Annotated in this window: 14 protein-coding genes; 11 read left to right on the top strand and 3 right to left on the bottom strand. The window is 43.4% G+C overall.

What is annotated here, in order from left to right:
• The first annotated feature begins 229 nt into the window (after nt 1-229).
• The 8 genes from N773_RS0105815 to bioA all read left to right on the top strand — a co-directional run bounded on the left by N773_RS0105815 (nt 230) and on the right by bioA (nt 8955).
• Nucleotides 230-1018, top strand: coding sequence for a methionine ABC transporter ATP-binding protein (locus tag N773_RS0105815; RefSeq protein ID WP_024856908.1), 789 nt, complete (start codon nt 230-232; stop codon nt 1016-1018).
• A complete protein-coding gene (locus N773_RS0105810; RefSeq protein WP_024856907.1) occupies nt 1015-1725 on the top strand; it encodes a methionine ABC transporter permease in 711 nt (236 codons plus the stop codon). The genes N773_RS0105815 and N773_RS0105810 overlap by 4 nt, the downstream gene beginning before the upstream one ends.
• 57 nt (nt 1726-1782) lie before the next feature.
• Nucleotides 1783-2646 carry a MetQ/NlpA family ABC transporter substrate-binding protein gene (locus N773_RS0105805; RefSeq protein WP_024856906.1) on the top strand — a complete coding sequence of 288 codons (864 nt, stop codon included), beginning with the start codon at nt 1783-1785 and terminating at the stop codon, nt 2644-2646.
• A 1165-nt stretch (nt 2647-3811) separates the two neighbouring features.
• On the top strand, nt 3812-5098 hold the full coding sequence (locus tag N773_RS0105800; protein ID WP_024856905.1) for an IS110 family transposase: 1287 nt from the start codon (nt 3812-3814) through the stop codon (nt 5096-5098).
• 465 nt (nt 5099-5563) lie between these two features.
• On the top strand, nt 5564-6094 hold the full coding sequence (locus N773_RS0105795) for a biotin transporter BioY (RefSeq protein WP_051454313.1): 531 nt from the start codon (nt 5564-5566) through the stop codon (nt 6092-6094).
• Between the two features lie 5 nt (nt 6095-6099).
• Nucleotides 6100-7068: a biotin synthase BioB gene (gene bioB, locus N773_RS0105790; RefSeq protein ID WP_196231660.1), complete on the top strand. Its 969-nt coding sequence runs from the start codon at nt 6100-6102 to the stop codon at nt 7066-7068.
• On the top strand, nt 7061-7759 hold the full coding sequence (gene bioD, locus N773_RS0105785; RefSeq protein WP_024856902.1) for a dethiobiotin synthase: 699 nt from the start codon (nt 7061-7063) through the stop codon (nt 7757-7759). The genes bioB and bioD overlap by 8 nt, the downstream gene beginning before the upstream one ends.
• A complete protein-coding gene (bioA, locus tag N773_RS0105780; RefSeq protein ID WP_024856901.1) occupies nt 7756-8955 on the top strand; it encodes an adenosylmethionine--8-amino-7-oxononanoate transaminase in 1200 nt (399 codons plus the stop codon). The genes bioD and bioA overlap by 4 nt, the downstream gene beginning before the upstream one ends.
• 220 nt (nt 8956-9175) lie before the next feature.
• Here bioA and N773_RS22160 read toward each other — a convergent pair whose 3' ends face one another.
• Complete coding sequence (locus N773_RS22160) at nt 9176-9292, bottom strand: amidoligase family protein (protein WP_155250857.1); 117 nt, start codon at nt 9290-9292, stop codon at nt 9176-9178.
• Between the two features lie 600 nt (nt 9293-9892).
• Here N773_RS22160 and N773_RS0105770 point away from each other — a divergent pair.
• Both N773_RS0105770 and N773_RS22525 read left to right on the top strand, forming a co-directional pair.
• Complete coding sequence (locus N773_RS0105770) at nt 9893-11710, top strand: leucine-rich repeat protein (protein ID WP_024856900.1); 1818 nt, start codon at nt 9893-9895, stop codon at nt 11708-11710.
• A gap of 39 nt (nt 11711-11749) precedes the next feature.
• The gene (locus N773_RS22525; RefSeq protein WP_024856899.1) at nt 11750-12007 is read left to right on the top strand and encodes a hypothetical protein; all 258 of its coding nucleotides are present in this window, start codon (nt 11750-11752) and stop codon (nt 12005-12007) included.
• A 444-nt stretch (nt 12008-12451) separates the two neighbouring features.
• Here the strand turns inward: N773_RS22525 and N773_RS0105760 are convergent, their stop codons facing one another.
• Nucleotides 12452-17059 (bottom strand): glycoside hydrolase family 2 TIM barrel-domain containing protein, encoded by a 4608-nt coding sequence (locus tag N773_RS0105760; RefSeq protein ID WP_024856898.1) that lies wholly within the window; start codon nt 17057-17059, stop codon nt 12452-12454.
• 548 nt (nt 17060-17607) lie between these two features.
• Here N773_RS0105760 and N773_RS21070 point away from each other — a divergent pair.
• Nucleotides 17608-19839: a BspA family leucine-rich repeat surface protein gene (locus N773_RS21070; RefSeq protein ID WP_024856897.1), complete on the top strand. Its 2232-nt coding sequence runs from the start codon at nt 17608-17610 to the stop codon at nt 19837-19839.
• Between the two features lie 427 nt (nt 19840-20266).
• Here the strand turns inward: N773_RS21070 and N773_RS0105750 are convergent, their stop codons facing one another.
• Nucleotides 20267-21142 carry an IS1595 family transposase gene (locus N773_RS0105750; protein WP_024856826.1) on the bottom strand — a complete coding sequence of 292 codons (876 nt, stop codon included), beginning with the start codon at nt 21140-21142 and terminating at the stop codon, nt 20267-20269.
• Nucleotides 21143-21247 lie beyond the last annotated feature (105 nt).

Genomic DNA, 21247 nt, shown 5'->3' with positions numbered 1-21247 from the left:
CTTTCAAAAAAAACAATATCTTAATACCTATCATTTAACTTTTGGGTGAGGAATAGTTAACAGTTTGTCAGCAATTTCGTAGTGTTCCTGCATTTAAGTGATAACGTTATCTCATTTATTTGTTGATTATATCCGAAATATATGCTATAAATATATTCAATGAATCAAGAGGGAAGTTATAAAAATACCATATAGAGCGTTATAAGCAAAGGAGATATGACAAGATACCATGAGTTCATATATAAGAATAGAAGGGCTATACAAGTCATTTAAAAACAGAAAAGAAGAAAATACAGTCCTCAAGGGTATCGACCTTGAGATCGAAAAGGGTGATATCTTCGGGATAGTCGGTTTTTCAGGGGCAGGCAAATCCACACTTGTCAGGTGCATCAACCGCCTTGAAGAACCCGACAGAGGCAAAATATTCATCGGTGAAACCGAGATACTTTCACTGAATAAAAAACAGCTCACCGAACGCCGAAAAAAAATAGGCATGATATTCCAGCAGTTCAATCTTTTTGATTCCATGACGGTATTCAAGAATATCGCATATCCGTTGAAACTGCTGGGGGTATCAAAAAAGGATATTGAGACAAAGGTCAATAAGCTGCTGGAGCTTGTGGGTCTTTCCGATAAGAAGAATGCTTATCCCGGTTCGCTTTCGGGCGGACAGAAACAGCGCGTAGGCATAGCAAGGGCACTTGCTACCGACCCCGATGTGCTTCTCTCCGATGAAGCCACCAGCGCCCTCGACCCTGTTTCAACCCTTTCGATACTCGACCTGCTTGAACATATCAACAAAGAGCTTGGCGTTACCATAATAATGATAACCCACGAGCTTGAAGCGGCAAAGCGCATATGCAACAGGGTTGCAGTTCTGGAAAACGGCGTGATAACCGAAACAGGCACCACAAGGGATATCTTCCTTGACCCCCAGAGCAATACGGGTAAAATATTCCTTGAAGTATACAAAGAATTCAGACATGATAATTCATTTACAGGAGGTGAGGGAATTTGAGTTTTTTGAAATTTCCTTTCTGGGAAGTGGTAAAGCACGCATTCAGCAAAGAGGTCTGGGACGTACTGCTCCCAGCTGTGTGGGATACTCTTTACATGGTGGCACTCAGCGCAGTGATAACCCTCGTGCTGGGAGTACTTCTAGGCATAGCACTTTCAGTTATATCCAAGGAAGGCGTTAGACCCGTACCTGTACTGAATGAAACGGCAGGCACGATAGTCAATTGTCTCAGGTCACTTCCCCAGATGATAATGATAATCATAACACTCCCGCTGGCACGAATGTTGCTGGGGCAAAGCTACGGTGTAAATGCTTGTATAATCGCACTGGCGGCAAGCTGTATACCCATGTACGCAAGACTGGTGCAGGGTGCATTCGTTGAGATACCCAAAGGCAAGATAGAAGCCGCAAAGGCAATGGGCAGCAGCTCGGCGGCGATAGTTTTCAAGGTGATGCTGCCCGAAGCTATACCTTCTATAATAAGAGGGTTCACAGTAGCACTTATAGGTATAATCTCCATGACAGCACTGGCAGGAAGCTTCGGCGCGGGCGGTATCGGCGATATAGCAGTGCGCTTCGGCTTCAACAGATTTTACCACGATATGCTGATAGCTTCTGTGCTGGTACTTATAGTCATGGTTGAGATAGCACAGATATTCGGCGACCTGATATCAAATCTCATACTTAAAAAGAGACATCTTATATAAACTATCATAATATAAGTAAAAGGAAAAGTTAAAATGAATTTTTAGGAGGAATCAATTATGAAAAACAACAGACTTTATTCGGCAGCCATAGCAGCAGCACTTATCTCGGCAGTACTTACAGGCTGCGGCGGAAATGCAAAGGCAGATTCACCCGAGAAAAAGAGCAAGACCAAAACAGCTGACGGCAAGGAACTCACCACCATAACAGCACTGGCAGACCTCACCCCACACAGCGAGATACTCGAATACGTAGAGCCTAAGCTGAATGAGAAAGGCTATACCATCGATATAGTCAGCACAGCTTCAGATGCTACATGGAATGAAAAGACCCAGAACGGCGAGGTAGATTTCAACTTCAATCAGCATGAACCTTATCTTATTGAATGGAACGAGATAAACAACGGTACACTGGTAAATATCGGCGGTGTACACGTTGAGCCTATCGGCGCATACTCCGAGAAATATACTTCCGCAGACGAAGTACCCGACGGTGCAACAGTAGTTCTGCCAGATGATGCCACAAACGAATACAGAGCTCTCCGTATTCTTGAACAGCAGGGCTGGATAAAGCTGGGCAATACCGAGAACGCGCGTGCAAGTGTAGCTGATATCGAAGAGTACATCAAGCCCATCGAGATAACCGAGCTTGACAGCTATCAGATAAATGCACATATCAATGAGTTCGATGTGTACATAAACAACACCAACAAGGTAATCGAAGCAGGTCTTGACGCAACAAAGTATCTGTTCCGTGAAGGCGAGGATTCACCCTATGCCAATATTATCGTGACCACCCCAGATAAGGCAGATGACCCGGGCCTGAAAGCACTGGTCGAGATACTCCAGTCCGAGGATACAGCGAAGTTCATCCTTGATAAGTATAACGGCGCAGTGATACCTGTGACCAAGGTCTCCGAGTGATAAAAACAGTACAGCTATCCCATTGAAAGGCTGAAAAATACCCATACAGAAGTTTTGCCCCTGAGCACATCAAGTGCTCGGGGCATTGTGTTTATGTTGATAGGACAAACCTGATGATCAGAATTTAGCATTCAAGCATAAATATAACAGACGGCTATAAAGCTGTAAAATATAATATATGATTAATTTTCACCGCTTACTAGAGCACGGATTGAAGCATCGTCAAAATTGTAAAGATATCCACATATTGTTTTAGAGAGAAAAATCTTTATGTATTTTTGAACATAGCGCATATTTCTGTTTTTTTTCGATGATATGCAAGTAACATTGCCATTGTAGGAATTGTATGTTACATCAATAATTTCACTGCCGTTGGAGTTGAAGTGTTAAAGAAATGCTTGTAGTCGGGCAGCACTGGCAGAAGCTATGAAGATTGCTGCCCGACCATCAGCCTTCCACACTCATACTCACTGTAAAATAACCGCCAACTATTCCACACCCCATAATCAATTAACAGCCAATCTCCTAATAAAAGAAAATGATTTATAATCAAATCCATTCAAGTAATCCAAGTGGTAACTTCTGCTTTTCATTATACCATACCGCCCCCCCGAAAAAGCAATCCCATTTCTGAGAAATCCACCCTATGAAGTCACCGTCATCATCAACAGAAATCCCATGTTGAAACTATGCAAGAGGGAGAATCACCACCGCAGGACACTCTTTTGATGCTGTAACAGCAGAAGAGCCGGATGCTATCTATAAGGATCTTTCAAATATAAATCAATTTGATCGATTTAGCTGAACTGAATTAGCCGATATTGCTTTTTTGCTATTGCCTAATGGCACAAAAAAATATTCCGCATAAGACAAAAAACATTGTGGTACATACCATTATCAGGTTATTTTCTATTGGAACTGAATATTTAAAACAGCCTTCAATAATTCTGATGGCTGTTTTTTTAGGGTAAATTGATTTGAATTTATATTGTCAACTTTTAATGTAATTGTGGTTGACAACAGAGCTGTGCTGTGCTATAATATTGAACGGAGCTTCCTGTAACCAAACAAATCAAGGGGTTGCAAAAAAGAACACCTCAGTGTAGAATGTAAATACTGACGATGCGAAAGTTAGTAATACAAACTACAGAAAGGTGTCCTCTATATGTATTATACACAAAATGAAAAGATTTTGCAAGTAGGAGAAGAAAAAATAATTGTCGGGATCGATGTAGGCAGCGAAAAGCACTATGCCAGAGCATTTGACTGGAGAGGGATGGAATATTCAAAGAAGGCCTATGTGTTCACAAATGACGCAGAAGGATTCGCAGGCTTTTTTGAATGGATCACCGGGATCATGGAAAAGAGCGGAAAAGAAACCGTTATGCCGGCTATGGAGCCGACAGGACATTACTGGTTCGATCTCGCTAAGTTTATTCAGGATAACGGAATGCAGCCGGTACTGGTCAATCCGCTCCACGTTAAGCGAAGCAAAGAACTTGATGATCACCTTCCCAGCAAGAACGACAGGAAGGATCCCAAAACAATTGCGAAACTCGTCATTGAAGGCAGATACGCTTATCCGTATATGCCTGAGGGTATATACGCCGAGCTAAGAAACGCAACCGTTCTTAGGTTTCAGGCAGAGGCAGAACTCACACGGATCAAAAATCGCATACAGCGCTGGTTTGCGATATACTTTCCGGAGTATAAAGACGTTTACGGTAGTTTCAGTGCAGTCAGCAGTATGATGATACTGAAAAAAGCTGCACTGCCGTGTGACATCATAGCGCTCGGAGAGGAAAAGATCAATGAGATATGGCGTGAAGCCAAGCTGAGAGCAGTCGGTAAAAAGAGGGCTAAGACCCTGGTAGAGGCTGCAAGGCGAAGCATAGGTCATACCGAGGGACATGAAACTGCGAGGTTTGAGATAACTCTGCTGCTTGAGGACTACGACAGACTTCAAAACCGACTTGAACAGATAATGGAGCTGATCGAAACACTGGTCAGTAAGGTGCCATATGCAAAGAAGCTGATGCAGATAAAGGGCATCGGGATAAAGACCGTATCAGGATTTATCGCAGAGGTCGGAGATGTAAGCAGATTTAATGACCCCAAGCAGATACAGAAGCTTGCAGGGCAGGCAATAGTTGCGAACAGCTCGGGCAAGCACAAAGGGCAGTCAAGGATAAGTAAGCGAGGGCGGAAGCGGCTTAGGTTTCTTCTGTTTGAGGCAGTCTTATCACTGACAGCGACAAATCCGGAATTCAAGGAAATACATCACTATTACACAGGCAGAAAAACGAATCCGCTGAAAAAGAAACAGTCGCTGATGGTACTGTCAAACAAGCTGATACGAGTGTTTTATGCCATACTGAAAAGTGGTGCTGACTATGATCCTGAAAAACTGTTAAGAGACATCAGGCGTCCCGAAGAGCTGCAAGCAGCTTAACGGGTGTAAGACCTACAAGCTGAAACTGCAGGCAGCGTCCGCCGAAAGGTGCTGCAGAGGAAGCAACACTAAGAAAACAACAAAGGATGAGCCGGCAGTCGGCAGGAATTATTACCAAGGGGCATGACCTCGAAACGGAGCTGCGCCGACGCCCTGTTATGGATAGGCAGAACGAAGGAAGTTGGGACTTCGCGTGACGAATGATCCCGTTGGACAGAGGAGGTTTGCTGCCGTAACGGATATGGGTCGCATCAAGGCTGTCAAAACAGATCTCTCAAGACGTTTTGTTTGCCGTACCCTGATAACGTTAAATCCGGCATTCAATGCTTTGGATCATCCATAACTTGGTTCATTTCTTGAACTTATCATTATGAAATACTGAGATTTCGCGAGTATTTATGAGATTTTACAAGATATTTTGAGGAGGAAGTGATTGACATTAACAATATAAACAAAACAAAAGGTATGGTTCTGATATCAATGTTTACCGCGCTGATAACAGCAGGCGCATATATTCGTATCCCTGTTCCTGTTTGCCCGTTCACACTGCAGTTTCTGTTCACCACTCTTGCAGGGATCATTCTTGGAAAAAACAAAGGTGCTGCGGCAACAGCTCTGTATGTTATTCTTGGGCTTGCAGGATTGCCTGTTTTTACAGGCGGAGGCGGTATAGGTTATGTGCTGCAGCCGACATTCGGCTATCTTGTTGGTTTTATTGCGGGATCGTATATTACGGGAGCTATTGCCCACAGCGCAAAACCTGATACAAAACGCATACTGATCGGCTGTTTTGCAGGACTTGCGGTTGTTTACGCTTTTGGAATGCTCTACTACTATATTATAAGTGCAGTATATTTGCATGATCCCATAGGAATAGGTACTTTGTTTTTGTACTGCTTTGTGCTTGCAGTTCCGGGGGATATTGCACTTTGTTTATTATCTGCAATATTAGCTAAAAGGCTTATGCCTGTAATTCATGAGAAAGGAACAGTATAATGGATATTAAGAAAATTACGGAGAAGATAATCAATGGAAAAAGGCTTACAAAAGAAGATGATCTGAGTTTTCTTCTTAGCACTGAATTAGAAGAACTGACAGAATGTGCCGATAAACTGCGTAAACATTTCAGCGGCAGCAGAGCCGATCTTTGCAGTATAATCAACGGAAGAAGCGGTCGATGCTCCGAGGACTGCAAGTTCTGTGCGCAATCGTCCCATCACTGTACGGGTATCGAAGAATATGCTTTTCTTGATAAGCAGAAGATCACGGCTGAATGTCAGCATAATGAAGAACAGGGCGTACATCGCTTTGCGATAGTTACCGCAGGACGCAGACTGAGCGGTAATGAATTTGAAAAGGCGCTTGATACATATCGTACCCTTTCATGTGAACATCATGTGGGTTTATGTGCCTCATTCGGTCTGCTTGAAGTAGAGCAGTTCTCTATGCTTCGTCAGGCTGGAGTTACAAGGTATCATGCGAATATAGAAACTTCGAGAGCAAATTTCAAAAATATCTGCACAACACACACTTTTGAGGACAAACTTGAATGTATACGCAGAGCGAAGGCGGCAGGACTTGAAGTATGTTCTGGCGGTATCATAGGTATGGGCGAAAGCTGGCAGGATCGTATCGATATGGCTCTTACACTTAGTGAGCTTGGCGTAAGTTCGATACCGATCAACGCTTTGATGCCAATTAAAGGAACACCTCTTGAAAATATCGAACGGATCAACGAGTCTGATATTCTGCGGACTGTTGCGATATTCCGCTTTATCGTTCCCGAAGCCGATATCCGCCTTGCCGCAGGTCGAAACCTTATGACAAATTGTGGTGAAAGAGCTTTTCTTTCTGGTGCAAATTCGGCTATCACGGGTGATATGCTGACTACATCGGGAAATCGTATACGTGAAGATATTGCTATGCTGAATCGGATCGGATATTCTACGGGGAGGGATAACAATGCATAAAGGAATATTTGTTACAGGCACGGGGACGGATATCGGAAAGACATTTGTCACAGCACTGCTTGTCAAAAAACTTAGTGAAATAGGTTGCAACACTGCCTATTTCAAAGCGGCAGTCAGTGGAAACAAACGTGATGAAAACGGCAGACTCATACCAGGTGATGCTGCTTATGTAAAGAAAATATCGGGAATAACACAGCCGCTTGATACAATGTGTCCTTATATTTATGAAACGGCAGTATCTCCTCACCTTGCTTCAAAGATAGAGGGTGATCCTGTGGAAATCAGTACGGTCAAGACACAGTACAAAAAGATCTGCGATGAATATGAATACGTTATCTGCGAAGGAAGCGGCGGTATCGTATGTCCCATTCGTTATGATGATAAAAAGATAATGCTGGAGGATATTATCAAAGCCCTCGGACTTCCCACGATCATAGTGGCAGATGCAGGACTTGGAACGATCAACAGCGTGGTTCTTACATGTGAATACATGAAGGCTCACGGTCTGGAGATACGGGGATTGATATTGAACAACTTCCACCGGGGCGATGTAATGGAAGAGGATAACAAGCTGATGTGCGAAAAACTCACAGGGGTGCCTGTTATTGCCTGTGTCGGTAAGAATGATACCGATATTGACATTTCAGAAGACGCACTGAAAAGAATATGTGACAGAGGAGAGAAAAAATGATCTGGTATCCATATGCTCAGATGAAAACACTTGATGCACCCATAAAAATATCCCATGCAAAGGGCGTTCATCTTTACACAGAGGACGGTCATGACCTGATAGACTCGGTATCTTCGTGGTGGAGTGTTATTCATGGCTACAATCACCCCGAGATCAATTCCGCTATCAGCGGTCAGCTTGAAAAATTTGCACACGTTATGCTTGGTGGAATGACACATGAACCTGTCCGGAAGCTCTCTGACAAACTGGCGCAATGGCTGCCCGGGGATCTGGACTACTGCTTTTTCTCAGACTCAGGCAGCGTAGCTGTGGAAGTCGCACTGAAAATGGCATTGCAGTTCAATACAAACCGAGGCTCTGAACGGGATATGATACTCTCGCTTGAACACGCCTATCACGGAGATACATTCAAGGCTATGGAAGTCGGTGATGATGAGGACTATCACTTTGCCTTCGGCGTTAACAGCGAGAAAAAGCGTGGTGTTGTCCATATACCTACGGAGATACCTGCACTTGAAAAGGCGTTTGAAGAATATGGAGACCGCCTTACCTGTTTTATCGTTGAACCGCTTCTTCAGGGTGCAGGCGGAATGCGTATGTATGATATTAGTTTTCTTGAAAGAGCAAGGCAGTTATGCGATCAATATGACGTATTGCTGATCTTTGATGAAGTCGCAACAGGCTTCGGTCGCACAGGAAACCGCTTTGTAGCTGATCTTGTTCTGCCGGATATACTTGTTCTCGGAAAGGCTCTGACGGGCGGATATATAGGTCATGCAGTTACAGTAGCTAACCGCAGAGTATGGGAGGGATTTATGAGCGATGATCCTACTCATGCTTTCATGCATGGACCGACATTTATGGGAAATGCTCTTGCTTGCTGCGCAGCATTAAAATCCATAGAGCTGTTTGAACGAGAGGATTACATTTCTAAAATACGTCGTATAGAGGAGATCACCCGCCGTGAAATGTCGGGATTTACCGACCATCGCATAAAAGAGGTACGCATCATGGGCGGCTGTGTCTGCATTGAGGTATATGACTCAAAGGTACTTGAAGGATTTAAGAAATTCGCATACGAACACGGAGTATTCAGCAGGACTTTCCTGAAATATATGTATGCTATGGTCCCTTATGTAATAAGCGAATCCGAGCTTGTTCAGGTACTTGGCACCATGAAAATGTGGTTCAGGTGAACATCGTACATACCAATATATTCGGTTCAATATGCTTATGCGGAAGTTTGATCGGTGATGTGGTGAACAGTCTCATACTCATGGATACGGCGGTAAATGGTGTTTGTACCTGACAGCTTCCGGGAGAAGATATGGTCAACATGATAATCGAAGACTATCTGCCATTTTCTTCATTTGTCATCGACGACAGTGTATTTGTCGTAGGTACCGCCCACATGTTCTATATCACCCCAAGAACTTTTTTAATTGCTTTAGCAGCTTCACACCGAGTTATGCCTGTCATCTCGATATCGATACCAAATTTTCTATTTTTTATCCCATCAAAATTTCCCGGCATTCTTTCACCTCCGTTCTTCTGTATTTAAAAATAAAAAAAACGAATTCAGTGTTCTCACATTTCGTGAAAAGCACCAAATCCGGGCTGGAAAGTTTGTGAAACTTTTTGATGTAAATTTGAGTTATTTCCCTTCAAAAAAATCTTTCATTCTTCCGAAAACGATCCAAAAAAGAGTTCGAATCCCTTCAAACGGTATTTGAGATCGAAAATCATCTTCGGTTTTCATATAAAAAATTTCTGCTTCAGGGCAACAAAAAAGCGCGTAAATACGCGCTTTTAAGTGAAATCATCTTTTTTGACTTCATAGGTTGCAAACGCAGTTTAAAAAAGATGATTTTTTCGAGTGATTAGTCTGTAGTGATATTCCAGTACTAAGGCGGTATTACCGGATAAAGTGTTTATACGATTCTACCATCTTCTATAGTTACAACTCTGTCAGCGTACTGTGCGATATGCTAATGTTAGCGGTTTTGGTAAGAGTATGTATCACATTCACAAAATTTATCCGGAAAATTCAGATTTTTTGCTCTTGAAAAACTGTTACGGTTGAAGTATAATACTGTTAATGCATTATTTACAAACAAAAGGACTGATACGATTATGAAAAAAAGAATTATAAGCGGACTGGCGGCACTGGCAATTGTGCTTTCGGGCAGTGGCGCGGTCGTTGGGAACGTGGTCGATTTGCAGTTTGATATTGCGGCAAGCGCCGAAAGCGTTGCAAGCGGCACCTGCGGTGAAAATCTGACCTGGAGCCTTGATAACGAAGGCACACTTACGATCAGCGGTACGGGAGAAATGAATAATTATGTCCATTCTTATGATTCAGATATCGGGAAGGGTTACAGCAACTCCATAAAAAGAGTTGTTATTGAAGAAGGTGTTACAAGCATCGGAGACAACGCATTTACTACCTATTGTGACGGCATTACAGATGTAACCATCCCGGAGGGTGTTACGAGCATTGGAGCTAATGCGTTTGAACTTTGCCGTCTGACAAGCATAAATCTCCCCGACAGTGTCACAAGCATCGGAGATTTTGCGTTTGCAGACTGCACTAAGCTTAAAAGCGTAACTATTCCCCGCAATGTTTCGAGCATTGGTAAGAATGCATTCAAGTCGTGGTTTGAATCCGATCTTGAAAGCATAAATGTTGATCCCGACAACAGTTACTATTCCTCGGTAGACGGTGTTATGTATAATAAGGACATGACAAAACTCGTGACTTTCCCGTGCGGCAAAACAAGCGTAACGCTGCCTGACACCATCACGAGTATAGATGAAAATACGTTTTACGAATGTGAAAAGCTTGAAAGCGTAATTATCCCGAACGGCGTTAAAAGTATAGGTGAATCCGCTTTTGAGGGCTGTAGAAAGCTCAAAAGCGTAACTATCCCGGAAAGCGTTGAGAGCATTGGAAAGAATGCGTTTTTTGACTGCATCGCTATGACAAGCGCGACTCTGCCGAAGAGTAATATAAAAATTGGCGATTACGCTATCGGTTACTACTATCATCTCGCGGAGGGGTATCCTTGGTCTCCGAATTTCGTCCAGGACGGAGCCCGTGTGATGGAAAACTTCAAGATATACTGCTATGAAGGCACAAGCGGCGAAAAATATGCCAAAAACAACAAGATCGCCTATGAACTGTGCGAAGATATCGAACCTGCCAATCCCGTTGTTACATACACCCCGGGCGACGGCTGTGTCACACTCAAGTGGAAAGCTGTAAAAGACGCTGAAAAATACGCTGTCGCAGTCGAGGTCGATGGCGAATGGACTATTGTTGAAAATACTTCCGATACTTCCTTTGTGCTTAGAAATCTGAAACCGGGTGAGAATTACAGCGTTGCCGTGTTATCAATGTTTGACAGCGAGTGGTACGACAATTACTCGAATATGATAACCGTCACACCGTATGAGAAAACACCCGTGTACCCGATCGTTACCAACACCGAATACAACAAAACATATAACCAGTTCATGATCCACTGGTCGGAAGTTGAGGGTGCAGAAAAGTACGGCGTTGCCGTATACATCAAAGGCAAGTGGAAGATCGCAGATCAGAATATCCCCGCAACAAAGACCTCATTCACCTCGCCCAAACTCACACCGGGACACAAATACACGGTTGCAGTCTGCGCCAAGGTTAACGGCAATTGGCAAACCGACAAGATCAAAAGTAGAGCGGTAACAGTTACTATAGAAAAGGGAACGACGTTATCAAAAGGTGATGTTAACGGTGATGGAGAGTTAACTGTTACCGACGTTACTAAGGTTGCAGCTCATATTAAAGGCAAGAAGCTACTGAGCGATGATGAAAAGTTACGTGCTGATGTTAACGGCGATGGAATTATAAATATTACTGATATTTCAAAAATAGCAGCTCATATAAAAGGGGAAAAATTACTGAGTTGACGATAAATCCAATATAGCGCATCCTTTTTTTATAAACGGATGCGCTTTTTTTGTAATCGAAAATCCCCGGCTATTCCTTATTTTAAGAATGATATCCGGCGTGCGCCTCACAAAAGCATAGAACGCCTTTTCGTTTGGAAAGCTGTTCTTACCCTTGCAGCTGATAAGCAGTATGGGCTTGCGCACAACATAACAGATGAATCCGTTATCTCAGAAATGCTGAGACTGGCTACAGAACTTCGGCAGATGATAGATGAACACAAGGAGAAAGGCATCACGACTGAATATGATCTTTGACCTCTGACATTCTGATATCGGCGCATCCGGCTTTGGAGTTGCAGGTTTCACTGGTATTTTATGCTTTACATAATCGGGATTATGCTTTATTACCTGCCTGTGCGGCATCGGCTCCAGAATGGAATCAGATAAAGCTTTAACAATAGCATCCTGAAGTCTAAGATCTCAGAAAACCGGCTTGGAATTTCTCTTTTTGAACTGAAAACGGCATAAAAACAAATAGAACAAAACACCCCCGAGTCCTCTTTTTTGAAGAGGGCTTGGGGGTGTGCGCACTGAAACAGCTTATTTCACCAGTTAATATGTTTTTTACTCTGATGTTCGGATATGGTTAGAGGGTGCTGCGGTTGCAACAGCCCATTTTCTTGTCTTCTCTTTACAGAATCAATAACAATATACTTATAGATAGTCGTTTGTTGATTGCGTGCATTGATCAATGCTGTATCATTTTATAGTAACAGTACCCGCGTGTTTGATAGCATTTGCGGTATCCCATTTGCCGTTTACTCTTGCTGCTATAGCGACCCAGTATGTCTTGCCGGGGGTGAGGTTTATAGGAGAAGTGTAAGATGTATCGGTAATGTTCTGTGCCTGAACTCTCCATTTTCCTGCCAGATAAATTGCGATTCCGTATCTGTCAGCATTCTTTACCTTGTCCCATGTAAATCTTACTTGGTGATATTCCTTGCTGTATTCGACTTTGATGTTAGTGGGATATGTAAGTGTGTTTGTGTTGACTGTTGTTTTATTTGGGGTCACAGTTATCGAATTGCTGAGATCCATGTTCCACTCACCGTTGAACATTGCGATCACCGCTACATTATAGTTCTTGCCGGCAGCGAGGTTTTTCAGCGTATATGATGTACCTGTCGTCTTATTCAGCAGCTGCCACTTTCCGTTTACCAAACCTGCGACTCCGTATTTTTCTGCGCCAGATACCTTAGTCCAGTTGAGCTGTACAGAGCCGTCGCCTGGTTTATAAGAAACAGTTGGATTAGGAAGCATAGGTGAAACTACATTATCGAAATCCAGCCAGAGCTGAACGTACTTGCTGTTGGCACCGTATGCAGGTGAAGATGTATTCTGCGAAGAAAGTTCGCTTTCGGTGAGTGCTTTGCTGTAGACACGGAATTCATAAAAGTCTGCCATGGATGTACGTCCTGTTTCGGGGCAGGCACCTAGTGTAAGGTCATAGGAAGACGAGGCTATACCCGCGGTGGTGCCTGTGCTCTTTTCTGCCAGTATCTTTCCGTCGCAGTATATCTTTATGGTATCTGTATCAGCGTCGTATATACCTGCCATCTGATGCTTCTTTCCTATCCAGCCCGAGGATTCGTCCGTACCTGTTCGGTATGAGACTGAACGCCATGCTCCGCCTGCATAAACAAAGAAGTAAAGTACGCCTTTTTCTGTTCTGAGACCGAAAGAGTAGTCGCCCTTGCTTGCTATCATGTTGAATTCTGGATTGCCTGTGGGGACAAATTCAGCTTCAACAGTAAATGAGTGTTTGCCTTCAAGGGAACTTCCGATACTGTTGGATGAAGGTATTGAAAGCGAACCCGATACTGCATTTCCATAGGATGTCTGCTTTAATGTAGCAGGTGATTTTACGGGGATGGTCAGTGCATTGGAGCTCTTGTCCTTTACGCTTACACCGTCTGAACGGAGCTTTGCAGCAGTCGCGGACATGGATTTGCCATCTGCGTCTGTGGCTACGGGAATGATAGTGTAGTTCCAGCTGTAAGTTCTGCTTGAAGGAAGACGGTACTTTTCAAGTGTACCCTGTCCGCAGGTAGCGCTTCCGGTACCCATTGAGCCGTAGTCAACGCTGAGTACAGTCTCTTTTCTAGGTGAAAGCTTGTATACGTGATCAGCCTTCTGAAGGTCTTCGGGATAGAAGTGGAGAGCACTTGCTTCAACAGTACCGTTTGCAGCGATAAGAAGGCTCGACTTGTTATTCTTGTCTTTGACGGATATCCACTTTACATCGGTCAGGTTTCCGCAGTCGTCAGCTTTTAGATAGGGGAAATACTGCTCTGAAACGGTACTCTCCCATATGCCCTGACGTCCGCCTGTTTTACGGTCATTGAAGCTTTCGGTCTTATTGCCGTACCATGAGAGCTGCTCCGAACCTTCGGGAAGGGTCATCATTGAGCCCACACGGATGAAGTTGCCCAGACCGGATTTTGTTGCGTCAACATTGAAGCTGCAGTTTACACGTCCGTCGGGGTAGATAGTATATATGATATCCACCTTTGTGCCGCCCGCATTTGGAAGTTCAAGGTGTGAGGTAACGGTCTTGGCTCCGTCAGCTGCATCGCCTGTTTCCATACCTGTGACCTTTGCGCCGTACATAGCATTTTTCCAAGCACTGTCATAGAGACCTTTTGCACCCCAGCCTGTATCGTTTTCAACGTTGCCGCGCCAGAAATTAGGAGTCGGGCCGTTTTCGATGAGGAGAGTGCCCTTATAGGAATACATTTCAATAAGGCCTGTGGACTTGTTTATGGAGAAGTTGAAGTCGTTATGATTATTGGTAGGTACGTATGCGCTCGGAGTATCGACTATGGTAAGAACTGCATCGCCGCCGTCATATTTAACTGAGCTGCCAGCAGAGACCAGGTCAATCTGCTCATATGCCACCTCGGTTCCTGAAGGGAGGAGGTCTGTAGCATTCTTGGTCTTTACCGATATATCAAGTATGAATTCGTCACCTGAGTAGTAATTCTGAGGAAGCTTGAACGGCACAGTGATAGTATTCCTTGACAGGGGAGCGCACTTAGCGTCCTTGACAGTGCCGCTGCTTATTGCAGAACCGTTTTTCAGTAGCTTCCACTCAACGGTGAAATCGCTGAGGTCTAGGAAGTTGTTCTCGTTGTATACCGATACGGTGTTGTTGGCGAGCTGTCCCGCATTTGCAGAGAACCAGAAGCTCTGGTACTGGTATCTTACCTCGTCAGCTTCGGGCTGAGGTGTTCTGTCGGGGCATATTATGCCGTTCTCGCAGAAGCTGTTGTCGTTGGGCTTGTCGCCCCAGTCACCGCCGTAGCCGAAATATTTGCCCTTGCTCTCATCAGAGTAGAGGTTCTTGTGAGCGTAACTCTCCGAGTAGTAATCCCAGCCGCCGTAAGGCAGTGCTACAGCTCTTGACTGGTCTACCCAGTCCCAGATGAAGCCGCCGAGCATATTGTCAGCGCTTCTTATATTGTCCCAGTACTCCTTGAGAGCGCCCAGTGAATTGCCCATAGCGTGGTCGTATTCGCACATTACATAAGGCATCTTGCCGTCACCTGCATTGTAGCGGATAACGTTCGAGCCGGGATACATATCACTTCCCATGTCAACACCCATACCGAAGTGCTGTCCTTCACTGTGGACGGGACGGGTAGGGTCGTTTTTCTTGAAATACCATATCATATCCCTGAACATACCGCCTGCATCACTGGGATTGGTGGTGTAGCCCATTTCGTTTCCTATTGACCATGAAACAATAGCAGGATTGTTTTTCAGACGTTGGTAGGCAGTTTTGGTTCTGTCCATAGCCAGTTCGTAGAACAGAGCCTTGGAGTCATTGTACTTTCCGTCCTGGAGGGCGTGGCATTCCATATTGGTTTCACCCATCATGTACATGCCATACTTGTTGCACAGCCAGTAGAGGTAGGAATCGTTGCTGTAATGGGAGGTGCGTATGGCGTTGATGTTGTATTTCTGCATCAGGCGAACGTCCTCTTCCATTGTCTTCTGAGGAACAGCCTTTCCGTAGAAGGGGTCGGAATCGTGGCGGTTCACTCCTTTCAGCAGGAGACGCTTGCCGTTGATAGTTATGGGCTGCCACTGTTTTGTGGTGACATTGTAAGAGCCGTCAACAGCTGTGGGAGTAAAGCCTATCTCACGGAATCCCAGCTGTGTGGAGACTTTTTCTTTTACATTCCCTCTGTCGTCCTTGAGGGTCAGGACGAGAGCGTATATATTGGGAGTTTCTGCAGACCAGAGCTTCGGAGCTGTAACCGTTGTATTGATGGCGTAGGTGCCTGTTTGGCCTGCGCCGAGAGCGTACACGGATGTATATGCACCGCTGAGGATATTCTTTCCTGCTTCGTCAAAGGCAGCAGCTTCCAGAGTCCAGCCGCTCTTTGAATTTCCTGTAAGGTTCCTTACGTCGATACTCAGCTGCAATTCTGCATTCTTGTAGCTGCCGTCAAGGTCTGTGCGGACGGTATAGTCGCTTATCTGCACGTCGGGACTGCTTACGAGGAAAACGTCACGGAAGATACCGCCGTCATATATCATGTCCTGATCCTCGAACCATGTGCCGTCGCAGAATTTATGTACTTCAACAGCGAGGATGTTTTCGCCGTCGGTAAGGTAGTCGGTGATATCAAAACGGTGAGGGCTGAAAGTATCCTCGCTGTATCCCACTTCCTTGCCGTTGATGTATACGTAGTAAGCGGATTCTACGCCGTCGAACTGGATGTATATACGTCTTCCGCTGCCCTTCATGGAGCTGTCGAGAGTGAATTTCTTGCGGTAAAGTCCCACAGGATTGTACTTCGTAGGAGCTGACGGACAGGTAACCCAAGGGTCGTAATTGCTCTGCCATGGTTCGTTGATATTTGTATATATTGAGTGGTCGAATCCGAGAGCAGTCCAGCTTTTCGGGAGCTGAACGGTTTTCCAGCCGTCGCTGTTCTGTCCCTTGTAGCTGACATTCATGAAGCCGCCCCAGCGGTAGGGTGCAGCCTGATCGTCGTTCTGCACGACGTTCAGTTCCCAGTTCTCGTTTTCGCCGGTGAGCATCTGGAGATAGTCGGATTTTTCACGGTCGTTGTAGTTCCATACAGCGTTTACCGCGGAAGCATCGTCCTGAAAGGGAATGGGGTTCACGGAAGCAGCTTCACGATTAACAGCGAAAACGTCCTCTGCACCCGATTGTCCCGTCCATTCCTTGTGAGTGAAGGTCACACCTGCCGCAGCAGCTTTCTGCGGAGTGAGACAGTTCAATGACTGTGTCAGCATAAGGGCTGACACAAAAACTGTGATCTTTTTTCTCATACATATATACCTCCTTAAATTATGAGCCATAAGCTGTCAGCGTGTCTGTCGGCTTTGGCTCATTGTTACCCAGCTTATTATTTACCCATCCAAACCCATATATGCATATTATTATAACTTCTAATATTGTACAAAAAATCAAGTGCGAATACAACTGAAAAAATGAAGAAATGGTGTAAAAAATATATAAAATGTGCACAAAATCTATATCGTGAGTTAAAATAATGAACATTTGCAGAGTGCTCTCATTTGTAAACTTTAGGTGATGAGTGAAATGGATAGCCAGTTATTATCGGGAAGCTATCTGTTTTATGTTGTGCAATGATATCTGTAGCTTACGATATTTAGATAAAATCGAGTGACTGAGAAAGCGGATCAATGCTTTGTCAAAAACATAAAAAATCATTTTTTCTTTTATTGATAATAAACAAATATTCAAAAAGATATATCGTAATTGTTGACATTCTTTGTGATGTATGCTATCATGATTTTTAGAATAATTATATATTTTATCCTATTAAAAATTGAAAATTTTGGAGGTAACAACAATGCGAGTAAAAAGATTTTTAGCAGTAGCAGTGTCACTGTGTATGGCAGCAGGAACTATCAGCTGTGGTGTGCCGTTATTCACACAGACCATAACTGCGCAGGCTGCAAATGCTAAGACGAACAATGTTTCTTATGATGAAAAGTTAGGCGTGCTGCTTCTTAGGGGCAAAGTCGATAGCGAATCTATAAAACATTATAGATACTGGTCGATAAAGACCGTTGTAGCTTTAGAGGGAACTGTTTTGCCTGAAGATTGCAGCGAGCTGTTCAGTGATTTTAATAACTGTACTTATATTGATCTTTCAGATGCTGATACAAGCAATGTTACTGATATGAGCAATATGTTCTCTGGCTGTAGAAAACTGAGTACCCTTAATATCAGCGGATTTGACACAAGCAAAGTTACAAATATGAATAGTATGTTTTATGATTGTTCCGAACTGACTACACTTGATGTAAGCGGATTTGATACCGGCAATGTTACAAATATGGGTTGTATGTTTTTACGTTGTTACAAACTGACTGCACTTGACTTTAGCGGATTCGACACAAGCAATGTTACAAATATGGCTGGAATGTTTTTGGGGTGTATCGGTCTGACATCACTTGATGTAAGCGGATTTGATACCAGCAATGTTACAAATATGGCTGGAATGTTTTCGGGGTGTACTGGTTTGACATCACTTGATGTAAGCAGATTCGATACCGGCAACGTAACAAATCTCGGTTGTATGTTTGAAAGCTGTTCAAAACTTACTTCGATCGATGTAAGCGGTTTTGATACCAGCAATGTCACGAATATGAGCGGTATGTTCAAGGAATGTAAGAAAATATCATCACTTGATATAAGTAACTTTAATACCGAAAATGTCACGGATATGTGCGGTATGTTCTCATCCTGTTATGGCTTGACTACGCTTGATCTGAGCGGTTTCGATACAAGCAAGGTCACAAATATTGGATGGATGTTCTATGGATGTAAAGGTTTGACTGAACTTGATGTAAGCGGATTTGATACGAGTAATGTCACAACTATGTCCTATATGTTTGGTGGCTGTAAAAATCTGAGCGAACTTGATGTGAGTAATTTTGACACAAGTAATGTTACATATATATATGGAATGTTCCGTTACTGTTCCGGTTTGAAAAGACTTGATGTAAGCGGCTTTGATACTAGCAAGGTAAAAGATATGAACAATATGTTCAGTGATTGTTCAAATCTTATTTCGCTTGATGTGAGTGGATTTGATACAAGCAGTGTCGATAGTTTCTCTTTTATCTTCAGTCATTGTACCAGCCTTACCTCAATTGATGTAAGCGGATTTGATACCCGAAATGCGAAAGATATCTCCGGTATGTTCCATGATTGCTCCGCTTTGACAACGATTGATGTAAGTTCAATTGATACAAGCAATGTAAAAATAATGACCAGTTTGTTCAACGGCTGTTCGTGTCTGACGTCGATAGATGTTAGCGGATTTGATACAAAAAATACCACAGGTATGGGTTGGATGTTCGGTGGTTGTTCAAGTTTGACCGAACTTGATCTGAGCAATTTTGATACAAGCAGTGTAACAGAAATGCATTCAATGTTCAACGGATGCTCCGGTCTGAGTAAACTTGATCTGAGTAGTTTCGATACAAGTAATGTCAAATACATGAGTGATATTTTCTTTGGTTGTTCCAGCCTGGAAGCACTTGATCTGGGTGGATTTGATACCAGTAAGCTCACAAGTATGAGATTAATGTTCCGTGATTGTAATAATCTGAAAAATCTTACTCTTGGAGAGAATATCACAAACATAAATGTTGAAGCAGAGCTTCCCAACGGCTACGGATGGGTGAATATTAATGAACCCTCAACAGTTGTAAGCGGCAGTGGAGAATTCGCAGATATCAAAAACGATGGTACCAACACCTACGAGCGTCGTACTTCAGATACAGATGATTCGCTCACATATCCTACCAATATCAAGGTTGAATACAGTGAGAAATATCATCAGGTAAGATTTACATGGGATAAAGTCGAAGGTGCAGACAAATATGGCATCGCTGTATATCTGGCAGGAAAGTGGATAGTTCAAGCACAGGACATAACCGACACAGTTTACACTTCTCCCAAGAACCTCACCCCGGGTAAGACCTACAAGGTCGCTATCGCGGCAAGAGTAAACGGTAGCTGGGATACAGCAAATGCAATCAAAAATGCAGGAATTATTACTATAAAGTGATAGGCTGAATTTGTTATAATTTGATAAATGCAAAACGGATAGAACGTCAGTATCAGACGACTATCCGTTTTTTATTATACTTGCGTAAATGAGGTAAACGTCAATACCTCGCGCCTCAAAAATATAAGACCCTGCAAGGAATCAAAATCCCTGCAGGGTCTTATTGGTGCTTTAGCGAAAATAAACGTCAGCGTATCCTTGAAATTCTTAAAGCCTTTAATTTCAAATCGTTTTAGTATATACTACATATATTGATCGCCTTTTTTACTGTGCAAATTAACTTTTTAAAAAATCAACAATAATAGATATTGACAACACCACGAAATAATGGTAAGATATAAGTCGTGGATTTATACTAATACACTAATTGTAAATATTTAGGAGGATAAAATTATATGGTTATCCCCTTAACACACCACAAGTAAGATCACTGAACCAAAGCAGCCAAGAGCCTTAAATACGCACTGTTTCCCAGCTTACGGCGGTTGAATTTGTAGCAGTATTCGGCAGCATACAACGCTGTATGGATCTTTTCGTTTCCGTGATAAGTTCCCATGATCATTGCTTTGAAGTTTGATATAACTTTATGCATCCAATTCAGCTGACCGCTTGTCGGATCATATGTCTCAAAAATATGGAAGTATTTCTGTGCCAGCGGCTTCTTGTAACTTCGGGCATTATCACTCTCGATCTTAGAACCTGCGCGGATATTATCCCTGGCAAATCTACCCACAGTTATACCCTTTAAATTCGGCACATCGCTCATTTTAACGTACTCGGGATTTCCTGCTGCGTTCTTTGATAAAGCTACGATCATCTTGACTTTTTCAGTTCCTCTGCCACGCTTTTTACCGTGAGTCGGAGCACCGAGATACGTGTCATCAAGTTCAACGATCCCGTCGAGCAAATAGCGTTCTTCACGGCATTTCATGGCTTTTCTGATGCGATGAAGGATGTACCAGGCAGTCTTGTAAGTCACGCCAAGAGTTCTCATTAGAGTAACAGCGGACACGCTGCATTTGTTGCTCATAACGAGGAATGCGGTGATTATCCACAGTCTGAGCGGAATATGTGTTCTGTGCATAAAAGTTCCGTTTGTGGCGGAAATATCTGCTTTACATAACTTGCAGCGCAGCAGATGACGTGACCTTATCCTGCGGTACTCAGAGCCACCGCAAAACGGGCAGGCAAAGCCCTTTTCAAAGCGGATATCAAGCAGAAAATCCTTGCAAAAGTCATCGTCTGCGAACTTTGAGTATATCCCATCAAGTGTGATCTCAGGTTTCGGAAATCTTTTTGACATAGCGACAGCTCCCTTCGGTTTCTGTCACTATTATACTATATTTTCTGGTTTTTGAGGTCTGTTTATTTGGACAGCATTGTAAATTATCTGTGGTGTGTTAAAGGG

The sequence above is a fragment of the Ruminococcus albus AD2013 genome, from assembly GCF_000526775.1.
Taxonomy (GTDB): domain Bacteria; phylum Bacillota; class Clostridia; order Oscillospirales; family Ruminococcaceae; genus Hominimerdicola; species Hominimerdicola alba_A.
This window is presented reverse-complemented; position numbering and strand designations above follow the sequence as displayed.

Excerpts from the sequence above, each read along its gene's own strand:
- N773_RS0105815 (WP_024856908.1), top strand. The coding sequence starts at position 230 with ATGAGTTCATATATAAGAATAGAAGGGCTATACAAGTCATTTAAAAAC.
- N773_RS0105805 (WP_024856906.1), top strand. The coding sequence starts at position 1,783 with ATGAAAAACAACAGACTTTATTCGGCAGCCATAGCAGCAGCACTTATC.
- N773_RS0105800 (WP_024856905.1), top strand. The coding sequence starts at position 3,812 with ATGTATTATACACAAAATGAAAAGATTTTGCAAGTAGGAGAAGAAAAA.
- N773_RS0105795 (WP_051454313.1), top strand. The coding sequence starts at position 5,564 with ATGGTTCTGATATCAATGTTTACCGCGCTGATAACAGCAGGCGCATAT.
- bioD (WP_024856902.1), top strand. The coding sequence starts at position 7,061 with ATGCATAAAGGAATATTTGTTACAGGCACGGGGACGGATATCGGAAAG.
- bioA (WP_024856901.1), top strand. The coding sequence starts at position 7,756 with ATGATCTGGTATCCATATGCTCAGATGAAAACACTTGATGCACCCATA.
- N773_RS22160 (WP_155250857.1), bottom strand. The coding sequence starts at position 9,292 with ATGCCGGGAAATTTTGATGGGATAAAAAATAGAAAATTTGGTATCGAT.
- N773_RS0105770 (WP_024856900.1), top strand. The coding sequence starts at position 9,893 with ATGAAAAAAAGAATTATAAGCGGACTGGCGGCACTGGCAATTGTGCTT.
- N773_RS22525 (WP_024856899.1), top strand. The coding sequence starts at position 11,750 with ATGCGCTTTTTTTGTAATCGAAAATCCCCGGCTATTCCTTATTTTAAG.
- N773_RS0105760 (WP_024856898.1), bottom strand. The coding sequence starts at position 17,059 with ATGAGAAAAAAGATCACAGTTTTTGTGTCAGCCCTTATGCTGACACAG.
- N773_RS21070 (WP_024856897.1), top strand. The coding sequence starts at position 17,608 with ATGCGAGTAAAAAGATTTTTAGCAGTAGCAGTGTCACTGTGTATGGCA.
- N773_RS0105750 (WP_024856826.1), bottom strand. The coding sequence starts at position 21,142 with ATGTCAAAAAGATTTCCGAAACCTGAGATCACACTTGATGGGATATAC.